We start from the raw sequence: 19,581 nt of genomic DNA on the forward strand, positions 1-19,581 counted from the left end.
TTATTAATAAAAATTCTAACTATTTTTACTTAATTTTAAGGCTATATCTAATAATTCTTGTTTTTTATCTATTATGTTTGTCCATTTTTTCGGTAAAGCATCATATCCATAATACACACCGGCTAGTCCTCCAGTTATTGCCCCTACACTTCCTGCATCTCCACCTAAATTAACTGCTTCACATATAGCTTCTTCTGCTGTAGTTGTATTCATAATACTCCAAATAGCACACATTAATGAATCTACTACAAAAGGGGATGAGTTTAATGAGTATTTATTTATATTTGTTATCTCATAAAATTCATCAAATTCTTTAAGTACTAATTTTAATGCTTCATTTTTATCATATTCTTTTATATAATAATAAATTAATGTATTATACAGAAGACAAGCTCTCTCTCCAATTTTACTTCTATGAGTTAATTGAGATTGTTCTTTTGTTATTTTAACTATTTCATCATAATCTTTATAATATAAAGCTACAGGCAGACTTCTTTTCAAGGCTCCGTTACCAGCAGCTTGCCAGCTAAGTACTTCACTGCTGTGTAAACTAGCTTCATACCAGTCTCTACATTCCAAAAATTTTTCTATGGTACACTTTATAGTAGTGCCTCCATATTTTATTAGATCTTGGTATACTTTCATAAATTCATTTCCTATGCTATCTTTTGGATCTTCTGGATTATTTAATATTCCTTTAGCTACACATAACACCATTAAAGTATCATCTGTTGTACAGCCTGGCTTTAAATCAAAAACCCCACCGCCAACTATTTCTTTTAAATATCCATACTTATGAATTTCTTCTTTATCCATATTTTCTAATGTTATACCTAAAGCATCTCCACAGGCTACTCCAAATAATCCTCCTAGTATTCTAGTTTTTGTATCCATATTAATGCCCTCCATACTAAAAAATAAATTTATTTGTTTTTTATTATATCACATAACTATATCATAAATAGTATTAGCAAGACAAAATTCAGAATATTAAAAATTTATTAATATATACTTATGATTTAATTTTTTTAAACGCATTTATAATATTATATAGGTTGTAAAATCTATTACAATATAGTAAAATTTATAAAGCGCATAGGTTATTATTATCTATAATTGGGGGTTAAACAGGTGACGAAAAATAAAAAAATACCATTCTTAGAATTTATACCTATACTAGTGATATCCTTTCTACTTTTAAAATTTATAAACAACATAGAAAATATTTATTCTTTTATGAAATCTTTTTTATCAATATTAGTACCATTTATTTGGGCTTTTGGAATTGCTTATATATTAAATCCATTAATGAAATATTTTCAAAATAAATTTAAATTAAAAAGGATATTTAGTATTATTATAACTTATATAATTGTAATCGGCCTTTTGATACTATTTATAAATACCTTTGTTCCTAAAATTATAAAAAATATTGGGGATCTTTTCGCTCATAGTCCTGATTATATTAATCAAACAATTCAGTGGTTTAATGATAATATAAAATATTCAAAGGTATATGATATGTTAATGGAAAATTCTCAAATAAGCAATAATATACCTAGTTTATTGAATAAAATATCTAATTTAACTAATACATTTATAAATACATTTTTAAATACTACAATAAAATTCACTTCATTTTTAGTTAAGTTTGTATTTGGATTAATTATTTCTATATACCTTTTATTAGATAAGGAAAGTCTTATAGAAAACTTAAAAAAATTTATATTAGCGCTATCTGGTGAAAAAAATTATTCAAAAATTTTGAGTTTCTTCAAAGAGGTAGACATGGTTTTTTCAAAATACATAATAGGTAAATCTATAGATTCTTTAATAATTGGATTAATGTGTTTTGCGGGATTAACAATAATGAAAGTTCCTTATGCTGCTTTAATATCTTTTATTGTAGGAATAACAAATATGATTCCTTATTTTGGTCCTTTTATAGGAATGATACCTGCTTTTATAATAACATTGTTTTTTAATTATATAAAAGCTATTTGGGTTTTAATTTTTATAGTAATACTTCAACAATTTGATGGTTGGTATTTAGGGCCTAAAATTCTTGGAAATCAAGTTGGCTTAAGTCCTATATGGATAATATTTGCAATAACTATTGGTGGAGGAACTTTTGGTGTAATGGGTATGTTTTTATCTGTGCCTATTGCAGCCATCATAAAAATTTATTTAGACAAATACATAGAAATTAAATTAAATAAAAAATAAATTAAAACAACAATAAAGGGATATCTCAAAATAGATTTAATATTTAGAACTCTAAATATTAAATCTATTTTGAGATATCCCTTTTATTAATGCTTATTTATCAGAGGTGCATTTCTTCTTATTTAAAAACCAATTTTTTATTCCACCCTTAGATAAGTTATTTCCTGCTTTAAGTTTTTTATTATAGATTAATTCATTACCATTTAATATAGAAATAGATCCAAAATCTTCACCTTTTTTAACTTTCCAATTTAACTCTTTAGGCTTATTTATCTTTATAGAATAATTTGCTCCATTTTTAAAAGGAATAATTATATCCTTGTCTGCTATTATGTTTACGGAACCTTCCTCAAAAACAGCCTGATCTAATATATCTCCTTTAGTACATATTTTTTTAAAATCATAATTATTTTTCACATAATCATGTATTTTTGTTGTCTCATTCCATCTAGGAGTGCAGTTTAAAACTACTATTATAATATCATTACCATTGATTTTAGAGGAGGTTACTAAACATTTACCTGCTTTTCCAGTATACCCTGTTTTAACTCCATCCGCTTCAGGTATCTTCCAAAGTATTTTATTTATATTGTGGTAATCTCTTGTAAAACTATATTCTTCTTTTTTTACATCTTTGGAGGATACTATTTTATTAAACAATTCATATTTTTTAGCAGTTGCTGTAGCTAGAGCTAAATCATAGGCTGTAGAGTAATGTTCATCTTTATCTAAACCATGGGGAGTTATAAAGTGAGAATTTAAAAGTCCTATTTCACTAGCATACTCATTCATAAGTTTAGAAAAACCCTCTACACTTCCTGCTATACCCTCAGCTATAGCTATAGCTGCATCATTGCCGGATCTTAACATAAGGCCATAAAGTAATTCTCTTAAGGTTATTTTTTCACCTTTTTTATAGCCTACCGTTGATCCTTTTATTTTATCTGCATTTTCAGAGATTTCTATTTTTCTATCCAAGTCTCCATACTTTAGTGCTACTAGAGTGGTCATTATTTTTGTGGTGCTTGCAATAGGAACTATTTCGTTGGCTGATTTTTCAAATAATACTATTCCCGTATCCTTATCTATGGCAATGGCGCATCTAGCATTAATATAAGGTGGTTTGTTTTTTTGAGATTCTTCTTTCCCGTAAGCTTTTGTTGGTATTAATGTAACTATAAATATTAAAGAAAGTATTAATATAAATTTGTTTTTTAGAGTTTTTTTCATCTTGTTCACTCTCCAGTTATGTTGTATTTATTATTTGTAAAATTTTTTGAAAAATAAATAGTTTTTTAGTTTACCTTTTGATTTAATTTACATAATTTTTTATATGTTTACTTATATAATTGTTTATATTTTTTTATTATTGGCAATAATTTATAATATTTAAATCTCCAGGAGGCTTTTAACATGCTTTTTTTTATTATTTCAATATTTATAATTTTTATACTTATTTTAATCATGCCTTTTAAAATAACAGTTATATATACTGATAAATACTTTAATGTGTATATATATAATTTTAAATGGAAAAAAGAAGAATCTAAAAATATAAAAAAGCAAAATTATATTAATAAAAAAACAAATGAGAAAAAAGATGATAACAAGACAAAAGCTTTAAAAGTAACTTTAGAAAAATGTAATTTTAAACCTAAAGCTAATATCTCTGCTTTTTTAAATTATGATATAGAAGATGCAGCTTATTCAGCTATTATTTATGGGGCACTGCAAAGTCTAGTACCTTATATTTATAATTATTTACTTAAAATATTTAAACTTAAAAATTTTAAGTTTAATATAACCCCTTTATTTAAAAACAAAAATTTTATAGAGTTTAAATTTAAAGGTATATTTTATATAAGCTTGGTAAAAATTATATATATATACATTTCATTTAAAATAAATTATAAAAATTTAAAAAGGGCATAAAATAAATTTATTAATAAAATTTTAAAAATAAAAAATCTGTTAATAAATTATATGAGGAGGTTTTTTTAATGGATAGTCATCCTATTGAAAATTTAATGAAAAATACCATGGAAAACATAAAAGATATGATAGATGTAAATACAATTGTAGGTGATGCTTTAAATAGTCCCGATGGCACTACAATTGTACCTATATCTAAAGTTTCCTTTGGTTTCGCTTCTGGTGGTTCCGAGTATTTATCTGAAAAGCAAAATGAGAATGACTTAAATTACCCTTTTGGAGGGGGATCTGGAGCAGGTGTTACTGTAAAACCAGTTGCATTTCTAGTAATAAAAGGTGATCAAATAAGACTTTTATCTGTAGATCATAAAAATACTTATGAAAAATTAATAGATAATGTGCCCCAAATAATGGATATGTTAAAAGATAAGTTTGGATGTAATAAAAAGGAAAATGATTCTGAAGAAAATTCTAGCTGTGACAGTAATTTTAATAATCATGAAATCTAAATAAAAGCCCCTAATATATATTTAAGGGGCTTTTATACTACTTTTTAGTTTGTTTTAAGGATTAATCTTCTTCTTTACTAAATTCTTTTAGTAAATCTTCTAAATTAGGAATAGCTTCTATACTATCTAAGCCAAAAAATTTTAAAAATTCTTCCGTAGTACCATATAAAATAGGTTTACCTGGTACCTCCAGTCTACCACATTCTTTTATAATGTTTTTTTCTAACAGGGTATATATAGCTCTATCGCTTTTCACCCCTCTTATCTCGTCTATAGCAACTCTGGTAATAGGTTGTTTATATGCTATGATTGATAATGTCTCTAAAGCTGCCTGAGATAAGGATTGTCTTACATTAGTTTTTAATAGTTTTTCTACATATATGCTATTTTCTGGTTTAGTCACTAGTTGAACAGCTTTATTATATATTAATATTTTTATCCCCCTATCCTTACTAGCATAGTTATTTTTCATTTCATTAAGTAATAAGCTTACTTTATCATGTTTACAATTTAATATAGTTGCTAAATCTTTTATGTTAATAGGTTCTCCACTCATAAATAAAAGAGATTCTATTATAGATTTATATTTGTTTTTTTGTGATACTTCATTTATTTCTAATTGTTCTTCATAATCTTTATTCACCTACAACGCCTCTTTCTATATGTATATCATTAAAATTATTAGATTGGTATACTTGTATTGTTTTTAACTTTATAAGCTCTAGTATAGCTAAAAAAGTTACTACTATCTCCATTTTACAACTACATTCTTTTATAAAATCAGAAAAAAGCCACTTTTCTTTTGAACTTATTTTTTTACCGATATATTCTATCTTATCTTCTATTTTATATTTATCTAATTGTATTTCTCCTTTAAATTCCACATTTTCATTCATTTTATTCGAATATTTACTTATTAAATCATTATATGTATTATATAAGCTTAACATTGTTACATTTTTAAGTAGTTCTTCTGTGGTTGTTTCTTTATTTTTAACTTCTATAATTTCTGGTTTTTTACTAAAGGATGTTCCACTTATCTTTTGACGAGTTTTAAAAAACTCTGCAGCAGCTTTAAATTTTTTATATTCTAAAAGCTTGTCTAAAAGTTCTTTTTGAGGATCATTCTCCTCTTCCTCTTTTTCTTCTTCCACTTTAGGTAATAAATATTTAGATTTTATTTCAATCAGGGTAGCTGCCATAACTATAAATTCTGAAGTTATTTCCAAATCTAACTCTTCCATTCTATTCAAGTACTGTAAATATTGATTAGTTATTTCATATATACTTACATCATATATTTCCATTTTATTCTTTTTAATTAAATGTAGTAATAAGTCAAAAGGTCCATCGAAATTATGTATTTTTATATTTAATGGCATTTTTTATCTCTCCCATATTATCTATTAAAAAATTTTCTTCGTCTAGTAATCCTAAATTAATTTTATATTTTTTCATATACTCTAATATTAATCTTATTTCTTTTCCTTCTTTTATGCCTAATTTTTTTATATCCTGTCCATTCATAGTTAAATCCATTAATTTTATATTTTTCTCATAATTATATACTTTGTATCTAAATTTTGAATTCTAGGCTAATAAAATTCTTTCAAAACTATGAGTTTTACTTGATACTTTATAAATTTCATAGTTATCCTTAGCATTAGATAAACTTAAATCATAAACTTCTTTATTATGTATATATTTATGTATAGACTTTCTCAAATCCCTGTTTAAGAAGGAATTATCTATAAAAATACTTTGTCCATGTTCACCTTTTATTGAATAAAGTACATTTAATATTCTAACATAAATATTAGAATAATCTAATAAAATATTTTCTAATTCTTTTTTCGTAAATTTATTTAGTATATTCATATTTAAGTAAAGCTAACATGAGATAGTCATGTTAGCTTTTACCCTCCTTTTAAATCATATATATTCTTATTATATACCCTTATCTATTAATCTTTCAAATCCACCTTTAAACTGATTAAAAATTCCTGACTTTCTTATATTTCTATCAGATGTTATCTTAACCTTACCTATTAAATTACCATCTGAATAAAACTCACATATACCAACTTCTTCGTTTATTTTATACTCTTTCTTATTTTCATCTATAATGCATTTATTAGTTATTTTTGTTTTCTTACCTTTTTCTACTATAGCATTTAGTTCTTCACAGGATTTTGCCATAAAATATTTATCCCCTTTAGAATTTAAAGGTATCTTTGATATTACATCTCCTTTTTTAACTATAGTTTTACATTGAAACTTTGAAAATCCGTAATTCATAAGTTTACTAGCATCTTTATTTCTTATTTTATAGGTTGGAGCACCCATTATTACTGCTAACATTCTTACTCCATCTCGTGTTGCTGTAGCTGATATACAATATTTAGCTTCATCTGTAAATCCTGTTTTTAAGCCATCACAACCCTTAAAGAATCTAACAAGTTTATTATGATTTACTAACCCTATAGGGCTTTTTCTTCCTTCTGATATGGTTTCCATATATGTTCCTGTATATTTCAATATTTGTTTATGTTTTAATAATTCTCTTGACATTATAGATATATCATAAGCTGAAGTTTTGTGACCTTCTTCACTAAGTCCAGTACAATTTTTAAAAGATGTATCTTTCATATTTAATTTTTGAGCTCTATCATTCATCATTTTTACGAATGCTTCTTCACTACCTGCTAAGTATTCTCCCATGGCTACTGCAGCATCATTTCCAGAAGCTATTGCTATTCCTTTTAAAAGTTCTTCAACTGTTCTTTCTTCTCCTACATCTAAAAGCATGGTGCTTCCACCCATTTTTTTAGCATTTTCACTTATGGTAACTTTATCAGTTAACTTTATTTTACCACTATCTACCGCCTCCATTGATAGAAGCATTGTCATAATTTTTGTGACTGATGCTGGAGCAAATTTTTCATGAGAATTTTTTTCATAAATAACCTTTCCTGTTGTAGGTTCTATAAGAAGTGCAGACTTAGCTTCTACATCTAAACTACCTCCTTCATTAGAATCTTTCTCTTCCGTTTTTTCTTCTTTTTTTAAGTCATTTTGTTTACTGTACGCATTTACAGGTGTTACAAATACACCAAAAATAAAGGTTATGGTAATTATTACACTGAAAAAGTAATAAATTTTTCTTTTCATTTATAGTTCCCTCCTTTACAAATATTTTCTCCAGAATTTCATAATATTATCACGGAAAAATTTTCTATAGATAAATAACTAGACTCTGTTAGGAGGAATACTAAAACTAATTATATGTATTTTTTATATAAATCAATTTAAAGAAAAATATCTCATTCTAAAACAATTAATAGCGACATAAGCTAATTTATTCATTAATTTATAATTTGCATAAGCACCTATTGGAGCACCTATACCTGGAATAATTTGAAGCATCTTTGAAAAATCTATATAGTCTCTATACTCTTGCTGAAACTCTCTCCAATTAAAAGTATTAATATCCGTTGGCAATTCTTTACTATAACTACTCCAATTTATAATTTTATTATAGGTTTTTCTTCTCTCACTTCCCTCTGAGAAAGCTAATTGGAAAATATATAGAATGTATAATCTTTCTTTATAATCTCTAGCATCAATACCATATATATTAGCTAAGTTAAATAAAAAATTAATCTTAATTGTTAATAATATAGGGAAATCTGCAAGACCTAACATTAATCCTCCTAGTCCTGTACCTGCACCACTAATTGTTGCTGTTTTTCTATATAAATTTAACTTTTCATAAGCTAAATTTTCTCTTTCTTCTAAATTGGCTAATTTAGGAGGCTTAATAGTAACATATTTAGAAGTAAAAAGTACAACCTTTATCATATTTTTAACCCCTTCAGTAATTACTTTATGTGCTTTTTCAGGAATAAAGCTATTAGTTTTATTCTGAACTTTTTTTGTAACTTTATAAACTATAGAATCTCTTTTGGTCATTTCTTTCTTAAACATATTTAATTCATTTATAGCATCTATTTCATATTTAGTCATACAAAATTCTCCTTATTTTTATTTTAAGAACTAATTTTTACATGATGATTACTAAGCCTAATACTCCACTTAAAGCTAATAATTCTATTTATATATTACCTAATTTGTTAGGACCATTAACCTATTTTATATTTAAATATGTTAACGGTCCTAATAAATTATTTTAATTTAAATTTCATATTGACAGGATTATGATCTGTATTTTTAAAATCCATTGAATGAGCTTTTACACTTATAACTTCTATATTATCTGATACTAAAAATCCATCTATAACTGCTGTAAAATTTTCTCCTTTTTTATAAGGAGTGGCGTCCGTTCTAGTGGTTGGAACATTTTTATCCGCTACCCACTTAAATTCCTTTGGTTTAAAGTCATTAGGTATTTTTTGGAGCCAATCTGGCCACTTTTCTGTAGTTTTAAATATTAAAGGATCCGTTCCCGGTATTAAGTGATTCCAATCCCCACCTACTATAATATAATTCCCTTTTTTATATTCTTTTATTATATAATTTCTCAGAAAAGAAAGTTGCTGTTTTCTTATTTTACCACCTTTATCATAAGCAGATAGATGAGAATTTATAAGAACTAATTCTTTATCATTTTCCAGAGAGATTCTAGATTCTAAAAAACATCTATCTAATTCTGCCAATTGTCTTGGCCAACCTTCTTTACCTGGATATTGATATCTAGTGGCTGAATTAACCTTGTACTTAGATAAATTTACTAAGCCTGCATTAACAGTGCCATGTGGCTTTAATACAGGTACTGGTACCCAGGGTGTTTTATAATTTAAAGCCATACTTGAAGAATATGCTTTTAAGTTATTTTTTAAATAATCATATTGATTTATTCTAAAACTTCTAGTTGAATTAGTGTCTACTTCTTGTAAAAATATAAAGGAACTATGATCTTTCTTTAAAAAAGCAGTTATTTCTTTCATATTTTCCATAGTTTTTTCTTTGCTAGATGATCTAGAACCTTTGCCTCCATCCATAAAAAAATCTTGTTCATCATCCATTCCAGCATAGCCTATATTAAAAGTAGCTATAGAAAAACTATCATTTAAATTTAATTTATTCTCTGTTTGTCTTTCAATGGATAACTTAATTTTATCCTCTGGTTTATAATCTGTTACTGTCATAAATAAGATATATCCCCCTACAATTAATATAACTAAAATAATTATGCCCAATAAAACTTGTCCGATTTTTTTCACCTTTAAGCACCATCCTCTTTCTCTTTATATATTCTAAGTATATTTTAACTGGATAAAATTATCAATAAAAAACACAATAAACCTAAGTAACATCCTAAGCTTATTGTGTAAATTTGTATTTATAAATATTAATTTCTAAATATATTCTGTATTAAATTTCTAATAACTTTACAGATACCCCTTCTAAAGAAGTTAAATCTTTACTTAAATTTTCTATGTCTTCTTTCTTATTATTTAAAAGTTCTAATAAAATTAATCCACACTTTGAACAACTATCATTGGTAGCTTCATGGAGTCCTAATCTTGTTTTTATTATACAACCATTTCTAGTTAAAATCTCTTGAACCTTTGGTGCAATTTCATTTCTAGGAGAAATTTTTATTGCCATAATTGAAAACATATTTACTCCTCCTCTATGTTTATATAATTATAACATTATATAATTGTCGTTTTAATTTAAATCTACTAAAAAAATTAAATACTCTTTTATAGAATGCTTTAATTATATTATTTTACTATATCATATATTAAAGGCAATTCTTCTTTTAAATCTTCTTCTATAACATAATTATTTAATATATCTTTTGCAGCCTTTTCTCCTTTTGTTTTATCATTAGCATAAACATAGGCTATTATATCTCCTTTTTTAACTTTATCTGACCTTTTCTTGTTTAAAACTATACCTACAGCTAAATCTATAATGCTATCCTTTGTAGCTCTTCCTGCGCCTAATTCTGATGCTATTATCCCCATATTTTGAGCGTGAATTTTGTTTATATATCCATTTTTCTCGCAAACTACAGGAATTATATATGCTGCCTTAGGTAATTTATCAGTATTGTCCACTAAAGTATCGTCTCCACCTTGAGATCTAACAAATTCTTTTAATTTTTCTATAGCTAACCCTTTTTCTATAGTCTCTAAAAGCATTTTTCTTGCTTCATCTATAGTATTTGCCTTTTGAGCTAAAATAACCATATTACTTCCTAAAGTTAAACATAATTCTAATAAATCCTTAGGTCCTTTGCCTTTTAGTGTATCTATAGCCTCTTTTACTTCTAAGGCATTACCTATGGCATAGCCTAAAGGTTGATCCATATCTGATAATATAGCTACAGTATTTCTACCTACACTTTTACCTATATTAACCATTTCTTCCGCTAACTCTTTTGCAGTTTCCGGAGTTTTCATAAATGCTCCTTCTCCTACTTTTACATCTAAAACTATTGCATTGGCTCCTGCAGCTATTTTTTTGCTCATTATACTAGAAGCTATCAAAGAAATATTATCTACTGTAGCAGTAACATCTCTTAGCGCATATAATTTTTTATCCGCTGGAGCTAAATCTGCTGTTTGAGCCCCTACAGCTATTTTTATATTATTAACATTATTTATAAATTTATGCTCTGTCATATTTACTGAAAAACCTTTAAAAGATTCTAATTTGTCTATAGTTCCACCAGTGTGACCTAAACCCCTACCAGACATTTTAGCTACAGGTATACCTAGAGCTGCTACCATAGGTGCTAAAACTAAAGTAGTAGTATCTCCCACTCCTCCAGTACTATGCTTATCAACTTTTATTCCCTGTATTTTTGATAAATCCAATATATCTCCGGAGTTAACTATAGCCATAGTTAAGTCTACAGTTTCTCTTCTTCTCATTTTTTGAAAATATATAGCCATTAAAAGAGCTGAAGCTTGATAATCTGGAATATGTCCATTAGTATATTCTGAAATAAAATAATTTATTTCCTCTTTGCTTAATTCTTCCCCATTTCTTTTTTTTAAGATTAAATCATACATTCTCATAATTTATTCCTCCCTATAAAACAATCATTATATAATATAACGCACTGTCTGGAAATAGATTTAATTTTAATATATCTATATTTAGAATTTGTTAATGAAATGAATTAGTTTATGAAATATACTTCTTATCTTTGCGCTGTTATAATTAAATCTATTTTATTTTGAAACAACCTCTTAAGGTTTCACAGTTTAAATATATTAAGTGATTCTTAAGGTCAAGTAGAGGTTGTTTATACAAAACATTTCTATACTTGACCTTAAGAATCACTTATTAACCCATTTTTATTAAAAATTTTATATAACTTCTAATATTGATTTTAGTAAGGATATAAATTTAGATCTTACTTTATTGGATGTTTCTATAACCTCTTGATGGTTTAGTGGCTGCTGTAATATACCTGCTGCCATATTTGTTATACAAGATATTCCTAACACTTTAATTCCACAATGATTTGCTGCTATAACCTCTGGTACTGTAGACATTCCTACTGCATCTGCCCCTAACATTCTTAACATTTTTATTTCTGATGGTGTTTCATATGATGGGCCTGTCATCATAGTATATACTCCCTTTTGAAGAGAAAAACCTAGTTTTTCAGCTTCTTTTTCTGCAAGGAATATTAAGTTTTTATTATATGCTTCTGACATATCTGGAAATCTTGGGCCAATCTCTTCATCATTACTACCTATTAAAGGATTATTAAACGCAAAATTGATATGATCCTTTATAATCATAAGATCTCCAGGAGTGTAATTTTCATTTACTCCACCAGCTGCATTTGTAACAATTATATTTTTTACTCCTAGCTCTTTCATTATATATACAGGAAGTACTACATCACTCATTTTATTTCCTTCATAATAATGTACTCTCCCTTGCATCATTATAACCTTTTTACCCTTTAAAGTTCCCACTACAAATTGACCCTTATGTCCTTTTATAGTTGAAGCCGGCATATTAGGTATATCTGAATATTTTATAATTTCTTTATTTTCTATTTCTTCAGCTAGATCACCTAACCCTGATCCTAGAATAACTCCAATTTCAGGAATTATGGATATGTTATTTTTCACAAAATCTGCACTTTCTTTTATTTTCTTTAAATTCAAAATTAACTCCTCCTTCGTCTTGAAAGCTTTATTAAAATTATGCCCTTGGATGAGCATTTTTATATACTTCTGCTATTTTACTCTTCTTTGATATACTAGAATAAATTTGAGTTGCAGCTAAATCCTTATGACCTAAAAGCTCCTGCACAGATTTTATATCTGCTCCATTTTGAAGTAAATGTACTGCAAAGGAATGTCTTAGTGTATAAGAATCTATCTCTTTATCTATAGATGCTTCTTTTGCATAAAATTTTATTATTTTCCAAAAACCCTGTCTAGTCATTTGAGTTCCCTTTAAATTTAAAAATAAATAATCTAAATTATATACATTTATAGCTGGTCTTACTTCTAAATAATTTTTTAAACACTTTACTGCATAGGAGCCTATAGGTATAATCCTCTCTCTTTTTTTACTGCCTCTACATTTTATATAATTAAACTTCAAATTTATATCATATATATTTAAATTTAAGAGTTCTGTAATCTTAACTCCTGTAGCATACATAAGTTCTAGCATTGCTTTATCTCTTAATCCTTTTTTTGAAGAATCTGGGGAATTCAAAAGTTTGTCCACTTCTTCTACAGAAAGTATTTTAGGTATAGTTCTCTCTATTTTAGGTATTTCATATCCTAGTGTAGGATCCTCAGATGCCATGTTTTTTTTAATTAAATATTTATAAAAGTTTCTTATAGATACTATATTCCTTACTATGGAAGAGGTAGCTCGTCCTTCTCTTTGTAAATATTGAACGAAGGCCATTATAGTAACTGTATCAACAGAAAGTATTTTCTCCTCTCTGCCTTTCACAAATTCACTAAACTTCTCCACATCTCTTCTATAAGCCTCTAACGTATTTTTACTTAAGTTTTTCTTTTGTAAATCTTTTATATAAATTTCTATAATATTTTTCATTTATCATTCCCCTATTTTTTAAGCTTACTTTATTATATTCAACAAATTAATTTAAAAACCTCTTAAAAAATTATTAAAAACTAGTATATAATTATATATAATTTTTATTTTTAAATCTATATTTTTAAATACTAAAGTACTGTTTTCATATACCTTATCTTTTATAAAAAAATTATAAAGAACTATATCTAACGCCTTAGGTAATAGGGAGCAAAAAAATAATAATATTAAAAAACACTTTATTAAAGTAATTATAGTTTTCTTATATTCTATAAACATAACATACAAACCCCTACTCTTGCTACTACTAGCTTTATCATATTAGGTGTTATATAAGATTCCATTAAAAACCCTATAAACATAATTACTACTACAAATACAAAGGAAAAAGAATAGGAGGTAGCTCTTACCCATATTCCATTTTGAAATCCTCTATTATTTTTATCCCTTAATATTTGTATTGAAAATTCCATTGCTAACACTGATGCAAATATTATACAGGGAATATATATTAAATTTTGAGGTAATACACCTAAAAGGGACATCCATATTCCCTTCATTCCTAATCCATTTACAATAAAGCTTGTGGTAAAACCTATTGTGAATCCTTTTATTACATCTATTATGAGAATAACTGGAATTCCTATCATAGTTAATCCTAAAAACCAAATAGCTATAATAAGAGTTATATTATTTTTTATAGCTTCAAATAAAATTGATTTAGAATCTATTCCATTAGATGAAATGCTTTTACTAAAACTCTCTACATAGCTTAAAAGATCACCTTTTTCAAAGGAACCCATATATTTTACTGAATATATACCTAAGACTATACCGGTACAAATACATAAAAGACTTATAATATATAACCAAAAATTCTCTTGAACGTGTCTGTTTATATTACTTAAAAATTTGTTTTCCATAATAAATTTATCCCCCTTTGTTTCTATCTTTCTTATATTTATGACTAACAAAAGAGGGATATTACTACTATTATTAACTTTTAAAAATATTATTTTTTTAATAACATCTAATAAATTCTTTAAGATTACTAATAGATAGATCTGCTACTTATTAATTAAATCTTTTTTAAAAAATTATTTTCTATAGAAAAATATAATTTTTTACTAATTCCTAGATCTAATATCTAGATAAAGTATCCATCATAACTGCGCTTATAGTTTTTCCATCTATTACTTTTCCATCTTTAATATATTCTTTTAATTTTTCTATACTAATTTCCATTAAATCTATAAATTCATCTTCATCCTCTAGGCCATCTTTACCTTTACAAAGGTCAAAAGCTTTATAAATATATATGTATTCATCTGAGAAACCTGGTGATGTAACTATTTTGCCTAAGTATTCCATCTTTTTCGCCTTATAACCTGTTTCTTCTTCTAGTTCCCTCAAGGCTGAACTTTCTATATCCTCTCCCTTTTCTATTTTTCCTGCTGGTATCTCAAATATATCTTTATCTATAGCTTTTCTGAATTGCTTTATTAAAAGTACTGTATCTTCATCTTTATAAGCTAAAATTGCTACTGCTCCTGGATGTTTTACAATTTCTCTAAAAGATTCTTTACCATTAGGTAATTTCACCCTTTGTTTTACAACATTTATTATTTTCCCTTTATATATTTCCTCTTCTTCTAATGTTTTTTCATAAAAATTCATTTCAAACACCTCTTTATGCTTATTTTTAACTTATCTTTATACAATTTAATTATAAATTATTTTTTATTAAAAAACACCTTATATGTACTATATTTTCCAATAGTTCAACTACATATAGATATATTTATTATTTTAACTAATGGTTATCACTACCAAACCAACAACATATTTTCATCGTCAAGTTCATGCCAATGCTTGGCGCACTAAAAAAATAGAAGGGATTAATTTTAGTATCCCCTCTATTTTATATAAATTATAATTTATAAACTTTTAGTTTTATCTTTTTCACTTTTAATAATATACTTTTTCTCATAGGAATTATACATTAATATAGCAACTATGCTAAAGAATATAGGCCCAATAATTGAGAATATTGTATCTGATATATTACCTTTTGTAGCAGGCTCTATAATTGTGAAAAAATTAGCAAAGGCTATGGTAAATGTAACTATAACTGTAGCAACAACTGCACTTTTTTTAGTTTTATAAACTTCAAATGGCTTTTTTATTTCAGTTTTATTTTTAAAAGAAATGAATGCACATGATAAAAACATATAAGGTATAGTCATTGCAACGTTGGTCATAAGAATTAACTTTCCAAAAAACTTAGCTGCTGCATCTCCGCCAAATGATACTAATGCAATAAATATTGCTACAATTATACATTGAACACGCATAGCCTTCAAAGGCATACCATTTTCAATTTTAGCCATGTTTCCAGGCCATAATTTATTTGGAGTACCTTCTATAAGCTGCTTTAGTGGAGAATAGGATAATGTAAAAAATGCTCCAGTTAAAGCCAAGAACATAGAAAGTCCTACAAATCTTGCAATCCAATCTCCCATTAATACTGATGATGCTTCACTAATTCCAAAAGAATGTCCTAATTGATATCCTAAATTATGCATTAGTGCATAGGCTATATTTCCTATGTTTACATCTTTGGAAGCTAAAACACTATTCCAATTTGTAAATATACCACATAAGAATATTCCAATTGAATATCCTACTGCAATTATAATAGCTGCAATAGTAATTCCTTTAGGGAAAGTTACTTCAGCATTTTCAGTTTGATCTACAAGTCCTCCAACAACTTCTATACCACCATAACCAAATATAGCAAAAACTATAAAAGCTAATACAGAAATTGGACTTTGATATGCAGGATTTGGAGATTGTATAAAAGATTTAACAGAAGTTATAGGTTCTGCTAGTTGTCCACCATTGGCTATAAGAACAATTATTGCACTAACTAATAAAACGATATTTAAAAGTGCAACTGCAGTTCCTCCTATAGATGTTACTTTAGTTATTTTCTCTAATCCTTTGGACGCAGTAAAAGTTACAAATATTATCCAAATTATACCTAATACACCTAAAACTTGAGTTGAATTTAATCCTAAAAATGCCCAAGTTGAAGTAGTATCTTTACCAAAAATTGCATTTGAAATTGGAATCCATAGTGTAGAACAAATGTTAACCATCCAAATTATATAGGATGCATACCACATGAAAGTTCCTACAAATGCATATTTCGGTCCTACAGATTTTTCCATCCAGGAATAAATTCCACCTTTCTCATCTTTAAAAGCTGCACCATACTCCGCCATCATGAATGCATAAGGAATAAAGAATGTTATACCGGATAAGATATACCAAGGAATAGCACCATAGCCCATTAAGTAAAAAGATCTAGGCATGTTAGCAAAGCCAAATACAGAAGTAAAGATCATTAATATTAATGGTATCAAAGTTAACTTTTTGGTTGTTTGTGAATTTTGTGACATGTTTTCCACCTCATACTATAATTTTATTTCTTACAATTTAATTATAACCTATTTCTTGACAATTTCAATATTTTGTATTTTTTTCTATTATATTGGTGATTTACATTATTTTATGTTAATTGATCAAATTTATTTTCCATTTTATCTTATATTCATAAATATTTCTCAATATTGTAATTAGTTTTCCAAAATAAGCTTTCAAATTTTATTTAATTATAGTATGCATAAAAATTTTCTATAGGAAACTAATTAATTATAAGTAAATTTAATAACTTTGAATTTAATTTTTGTGATTATATTAATTTTAAAAAATAGTTTTACTTATGTTTTTTTCCCATTATTTAATTTAAATTCATACGATTTATGTCCTGTAGCTTCTTCGCAATTATTTTTTATATCTAGACTTACACTGATAAACTCTCGTAAAAAAGAGCCCATTATAAAATATAAAATGGGCTCTTTTTCTTTATTAAATTTAACTTTCTACTCTTGGTTTTGCAGGGTCACACTCAGGCTTTTTTATGTTTGAAACCATTGAAAGCTTCATTAAATAGTAACATTCTTCTCTAAACATATGATCAGGTCCCAATGGTACAAGAGTTCCAAGTATTTTCTTTTCTATAATACCTCTTTTTAATTCATTTAAGAATTCTTTAAAACAACTCATTGTTTTGTCAACATTATTATTTAGACTATCAAGTGCAGGGAAATTACAAATGCCAGTTCTTGTATAACCATTGTACTCTATAGTCCTTAAATATAAATTATCAAATTCCTTAGAATATTGATTACTCTCTTTAATCAATTCTTTTTCTGTCATATCAAGACCACTAGCTATATTAGATGCATGACCTGCTCCATCCGGAAGCCATAAAAGATTGAGATGAATAGAGCCTATATTAGGGATATCTCCTTCCATTAATCTAGTTAATATAAATATATATTCATCAACTTCGTTAACCATATGATTAATAAATGTAGGTGGCAACGAAATGGTAATTTTATCGGTAATCTGCCTATCAATTATATCCAGCTTAAACTCTCTAATTTTCATAGCTGCATCATAAGCATGATTGTTTAAAGTAAAAAGTTCTTCTTCTGAAAGTAATTGTTTTGATTTCTTTAATAAGCTATCGAATAAATTTTTAAATCTATTTGCTTGTTCAATAAAAGATACCTCTTTTGGTGAAAATGTGGTGAAAATGAGTTTAAAAGGAATCTAGAGTGATCCCCTAAAATCTGTAGCCAAAATTGATGCTCAAACAATGCCATTTCTTTAATATTACTAATGTTCAAAAATATCCTCCAAAATATTGCTAATTTACATCACTTAATATAATATGTTGATAGACAAGATTATGTTACTACTAGATTCATTATTAATTATAAAAAATAGATTCTGCTTTATACTATTGCTCAATTTTATTAATTACAGTTCTTGATTCATTATAAGTATTACTTAATTGTTGTTTAGGTGAATCATAAGGTTTAGCCCAACCTTCATTTACAACTAATTCTGTAAGAGCACTATGACCTCCAACTATTTGATTTAAACCAGCAGAGTATATGGATCTTAATTCTGGAGTACTACTTGTTAATGTGGCATTAAGATATGCATCAGCTGCAGCTTTTCCCGCAGAAAGCATATTTTCAGATATAACTTCATCATTAATATTAATATTATTTTTAATCATATTTTCAATTATCTTTGCCATTTTATTGTACCTCCCTTGGAGTTATTATTTCATTTTCATTAATAAATTGTTGCAATCCTTTTATTCTACCCTCTGATGCTAATACACTAGCTTCCCCTTGTCTTTTTAAGTTATCATCTGTTATTAATGTATTTATTGCTTTTTGTACAATTAATCCATCTTGTTCCATTTTTAATAATGATGTTAAAGATAACACTTCTACTTCTGAAAGTTTTCTCATATTATTACCTCCATTTAATATAATTTTCGCACAATTATATTATTTGATTTTGGATTAATAATAGTCGTGTTAAATTTATCCATCAAATAAATATCTCAATATAGTTAAATACTATACCAATATGTATAAAAAAATTTTAAAAATAAAATCTATTTATTTGGTTTTTTTTCATTATTAAATAATAATATAGTAAGATAATATTGCTACTATTATAACTCTACAAAGATAATGATAAAGATATCTTTCTAATTAATTAAACAATCTGATAAGCTCCCGTTTTTAGCTTGTCTCAAACGCTCTACAGCATTATTAATTTTATTTTTGACTAATATATATATATTTGAAATACTGCCTCTCCTAGGCTTAACAATAAAATTTAAGGATACTAATTCTTTAATGTATCTATTAATGGTTATACAACTTCTAGCTAAAGCACA

Annotated in this window: 21 protein-coding genes and 1 pseudogene; 3 read left to right on the plus strand and 19 right to left on the minus strand. The window is 26.4% G+C overall.

Annotated features, from left to right (window positions below):
- Positions 1-15 precede the first annotated feature (15 nt).
- Positions 16-894, minus strand: coding sequence for an ADP-ribosylglycohydrolase family protein (locus ACYUDJ_RS01850; RefSeq protein WP_042384993.1), 879 nt, complete (start codon positions 892-894; stop codon positions 16-18).
- A gap of 237 nt (positions 895-1,131) precedes the next feature.
- Between ACYUDJ_RS01850 and ACYUDJ_RS01855 the strand changes: the two genes are divergently transcribed.
- A complete protein-coding gene (locus tag ACYUDJ_RS01855; protein WP_042384990.1) occupies positions 1,132-2,226 on the plus strand; it encodes an AI-2E family transporter in 1,095 nt (364 codons plus the stop codon).
- Between the two features lie 93 nt (positions 2,227-2,319).
- Here the strand turns inward: ACYUDJ_RS01855 and ACYUDJ_RS01860 are convergent, their stop codons facing one another.
- On the minus strand, positions 2,320-3,456 hold the full coding sequence (locus ACYUDJ_RS01860; RefSeq protein ID WP_003485924.1) for a D-alanyl-D-alanine carboxypeptidase family protein: 1,137 nt from the start codon (positions 3,454-3,456) through the stop codon (positions 2,320-2,322).
- A 183-nt stretch (positions 3,457-3,639) separates the two neighbouring features.
- Between ACYUDJ_RS01860 and ACYUDJ_RS01865 the strand changes: the two genes are divergently transcribed.
- Entirely contained in the window at positions 3,640-4,158 is a 519-nt protein-coding gene (locus ACYUDJ_RS01865; protein ID WP_043031924.1) for a DUF2953 domain-containing protein, read from the plus strand.
- A gap of 68 nt (positions 4,159-4,226) precedes the next feature.
- Positions 4,227-4,667 (plus strand): GerW family sporulation protein, encoded by a 441-nt coding sequence (gene ytfJ, locus ACYUDJ_RS01870; RefSeq protein WP_003485921.1) that lies wholly within the window; start codon positions 4,227-4,229, stop codon positions 4,665-4,667.
- Between the two features lie 61 nt (positions 4,668-4,728).
- Here the strand turns inward: ytfJ and scpB are convergent, their stop codons facing one another.
- The 17 genes and pseudogenes from scpB to ACYUDJ_RS01955 form a co-directional block, all read right to left on the minus strand.
- A complete protein-coding gene (gene scpB / locus ACYUDJ_RS01875) occupies positions 4,729-5,310 on the minus strand; it encodes an SMC-Scp complex subunit ScpB (RefSeq protein ID WP_003485918.1) in 582 nt (193 codons plus the stop codon).
- Positions 5,303-6,049, minus strand: coding sequence for a segregation/condensation protein A (locus tag ACYUDJ_RS01880; protein WP_003485916.1), 747 nt, complete (start codon positions 6,047-6,049; stop codon positions 5,303-5,305). Before ACYUDJ_RS01880 ends, scpB begins: the two co-directional genes overlap by 8 nt.
- Positions 6,024-6,206 (minus strand): hypothetical protein, encoded by a 183-nt coding sequence (locus ACYUDJ_RS01885; protein WP_003485913.1) that lies wholly within the window; start codon positions 6,204-6,206, stop codon positions 6,024-6,026. Before ACYUDJ_RS01885 ends, ACYUDJ_RS01880 begins: the two co-directional genes overlap by 26 nt.
- A 51-nt stretch (positions 6,207-6,257) precedes the next feature.
- The gene (locus tag ACYUDJ_RS01890; protein WP_003485911.1) at positions 6,258-6,545 is read right to left on the minus strand and encodes a hypothetical protein; all 288 of its coding nucleotides are present in this window, start codon (positions 6,543-6,545) and stop codon (positions 6,258-6,260) included.
- A gap of 69 nt (positions 6,546-6,614) precedes the next feature.
- Positions 6,615-7,838, minus strand: coding sequence for a D-alanyl-D-alanine carboxypeptidase family protein (locus ACYUDJ_RS01895; protein WP_003485909.1), 1,224 nt, complete (start codon positions 7,836-7,838; stop codon positions 6,615-6,617).
- Between the two features lie 132 nt (positions 7,839-7,970).
- Positions 7,971-8,693: an EcsC family protein gene (locus ACYUDJ_RS01900; protein ID WP_003485907.1), complete on the minus strand. Its 723-nt coding sequence runs from the start codon at positions 8,691-8,693 to the stop codon at positions 7,971-7,973.
- Between the two features lie 158 nt (positions 8,694-8,851).
- Positions 8,852-9,910: an endonuclease/exonuclease/phosphatase family protein gene (locus ACYUDJ_RS01905; protein ID WP_003485903.1), complete on the minus strand. Its 1,059-nt coding sequence runs from the start codon at positions 9,908-9,910 to the stop codon at positions 8,852-8,854.
- Between the two features lie 151 nt (positions 9,911-10,061).
- Entirely contained in the window at positions 10,062-10,310 is a 249-nt protein-coding gene (locus ACYUDJ_RS01910; protein WP_003485900.1) for a CPF_0552 family protein, read from the minus strand.
- Positions 10,311-10,417: 107 nt separating this feature from the next.
- Positions 10,418-11,722, minus strand: a complete 1,305-nt coding sequence (locus ACYUDJ_RS01915) for a pyrimidine-nucleoside phosphorylase (RefSeq protein ID WP_043031925.1) — start codon at positions 11,720-11,722, stop codon at positions 10,418-10,420.
- Positions 11,723-12,016: 294 nt separating this feature from the next.
- Positions 12,017-12,832: a purine-nucleoside phosphorylase gene (locus ACYUDJ_RS01920; protein ID WP_042384986.1), complete on the minus strand. Its 816-nt coding sequence runs from the start codon at positions 12,830-12,832 to the stop codon at positions 12,017-12,019.
- A 37-nt stretch (positions 12,833-12,869) separates the two neighbouring features.
- Positions 12,870-13,745 (minus strand): site-specific tyrosine recombinase XerD, encoded by an 876-nt coding sequence (xerD, locus tag ACYUDJ_RS01925; protein WP_043031926.1) that lies wholly within the window; start codon positions 13,743-13,745, stop codon positions 12,870-12,872.
- A gap of 269 nt (positions 13,746-14,014) precedes the next feature.
- Positions 14,015-14,668 carry a stage II sporulation protein M gene (gene spoIIM / locus ACYUDJ_RS01930; RefSeq protein ID WP_003485890.1) on the minus strand — a complete coding sequence of 218 codons (654 nt, stop codon included), beginning with the start codon at positions 14,666-14,668 and terminating at the stop codon, positions 14,015-14,017.
- Positions 14,669-14,885: 217 nt separating this feature from the next.
- A complete protein-coding gene (locus tag ACYUDJ_RS01935) occupies positions 14,886-15,422 on the minus strand; it encodes an NUDIX hydrolase (protein ID WP_043031927.1) in 537 nt (178 codons plus the stop codon).
- 260 nt (positions 15,423-15,682) lie between these two features.
- Complete coding sequence (yjeM, locus tag ACYUDJ_RS01940) at positions 15,683-17,209, minus strand: glutamate/gamma-aminobutyrate family transporter YjeM (RefSeq protein ID WP_003485887.1); 1,527 nt, start codon at positions 17,207-17,209, stop codon at positions 15,683-15,685.
- 475 nt (positions 17,210-17,684) lie between these two features.
- Positions 17,685-18,505 (minus strand): annotated as a pseudogene (locus ACYUDJ_RS01945) (DUF2935 domain-containing protein).
- A 113-nt stretch (positions 18,506-18,618) separates the two neighbouring features.
- Entirely contained in the window at positions 18,619-18,924 is a 306-nt protein-coding gene (locus ACYUDJ_RS01950; RefSeq protein WP_003485884.1) for a spore coat protein, read from the minus strand.
- Between the two features lies 1 nt (position 18,925).
- Positions 18,926-19,144, minus strand: coding sequence for a hypothetical protein (locus ACYUDJ_RS01955; RefSeq protein WP_043031928.1), 219 nt, complete (start codon positions 19,142-19,144; stop codon positions 18,926-18,928).
- Positions 19,145-19,581: the final 437 nt, after the last annotated feature.

Source organism: Clostridium sp. CTA-6 (assembly GCF_054768115.1).

What these genes read in the sequence shown, in the direction of transcription:
- ACYUDJ_RS01935 (WP_043031927.1), bottom strand. Translation starts at nt 15,422, where the DNA reads ATGAATTTTTATGAAAAAACATTAGAAGAAGAGGAAATATATAAAGGG.
- ACYUDJ_RS01910 (WP_003485900.1), bottom strand. Translation starts at nt 10,310, where the DNA reads ATGTTTTCAATTATGGCAATAAAAATTTCTCCTAGAAATGAAATTGCA.
- ACYUDJ_RS01880 (WP_003485916.1), bottom strand. Translation starts at nt 6,049, where the DNA reads ATGCCATTAAATATAAAAATACATAATTTCGATGGACCTTTTGACTTA.
- yjeM (WP_003485887.1), bottom strand. Translation starts at nt 17,209, where the DNA reads ATGTCACAAAATTCACAAACAACCAAAAAGTTAACTTTGATACCATTA.
- ACYUDJ_RS01955 (WP_043031928.1), bottom strand. Translation starts at nt 19,144, where the DNA reads ATGAGAAAACTTTCAGAAGTAGAAGTGTTATCTTTAACATCATTATTA.
- ACYUDJ_RS01890 (WP_003485911.1), bottom strand. Translation starts at nt 6,545, where the DNA reads ATGAATATACTAAATAAATTTACGAAAAAAGAATTAGAAAATATTTTA.
- xerD (WP_043031926.1), bottom strand. Translation starts at nt 13,745, where the DNA reads ATGAAAAATATTATAGAAATTTATATAAAAGATTTACAAAAGAAAAAC.
- ACYUDJ_RS01860 (WP_003485924.1), bottom strand. Translation starts at nt 3,456, where the DNA reads ATGAAAAAAACTCTAAAAAACAAATTTATATTAATACTTTCTTTAATA.
- ACYUDJ_RS01885 (WP_003485913.1), bottom strand. Translation starts at nt 6,206, where the DNA reads ATGGATTTAACTATGAATGGACAGGATATAAAAAAATTAGGCATAAAA.
- ACYUDJ_RS01915 (WP_043031925.1), bottom strand. Translation starts at nt 11,722, where the DNA reads ATGAGAATGTATGATTTAATCTTAAAAAAAAGAAATGGGGAAGAATTA.
- ytfJ (WP_003485921.1), top strand. Translation starts at nt 4,227, where the DNA reads ATGGATAGTCATCCTATTGAAAATTTAATGAAAAATACCATGGAAAAC.
- ACYUDJ_RS01900 (WP_003485907.1), bottom strand. Translation starts at nt 8,693, where the DNA reads ATGACTAAATATGAAATAGATGCTATAAATGAATTAAATATGTTTAAG.
- ACYUDJ_RS01950 (WP_003485884.1), bottom strand. Translation starts at nt 18,924, where the DNA reads ATGGCAAAGATAATTGAAAATATGATTAAAAATAATATTAATATTAAT.
- ACYUDJ_RS01850 (WP_042384993.1), bottom strand. Translation starts at nt 894, where the DNA reads ATGGATACAAAAACTAGAATACTAGGAGGATTATTTGGAGTAGCCTGT.
- spoIIM (WP_003485890.1), bottom strand. Translation starts at nt 14,668, where the DNA reads ATGGAAAACAAATTTTTAAGTAATATAAACAGACACGTTCAAGAGAAT.
- ACYUDJ_RS01895 (WP_003485909.1), bottom strand. Translation starts at nt 7,838, where the DNA reads ATGAAAAGAAAAATTTATTACTTTTTCAGTGTAATAATTACCATAACC.
- ACYUDJ_RS01865 (WP_043031924.1), top strand. Translation starts at nt 3,640, where the DNA reads ATGCTTTTTTTTATTATTTCAATATTTATAATTTTTATACTTATTTTA.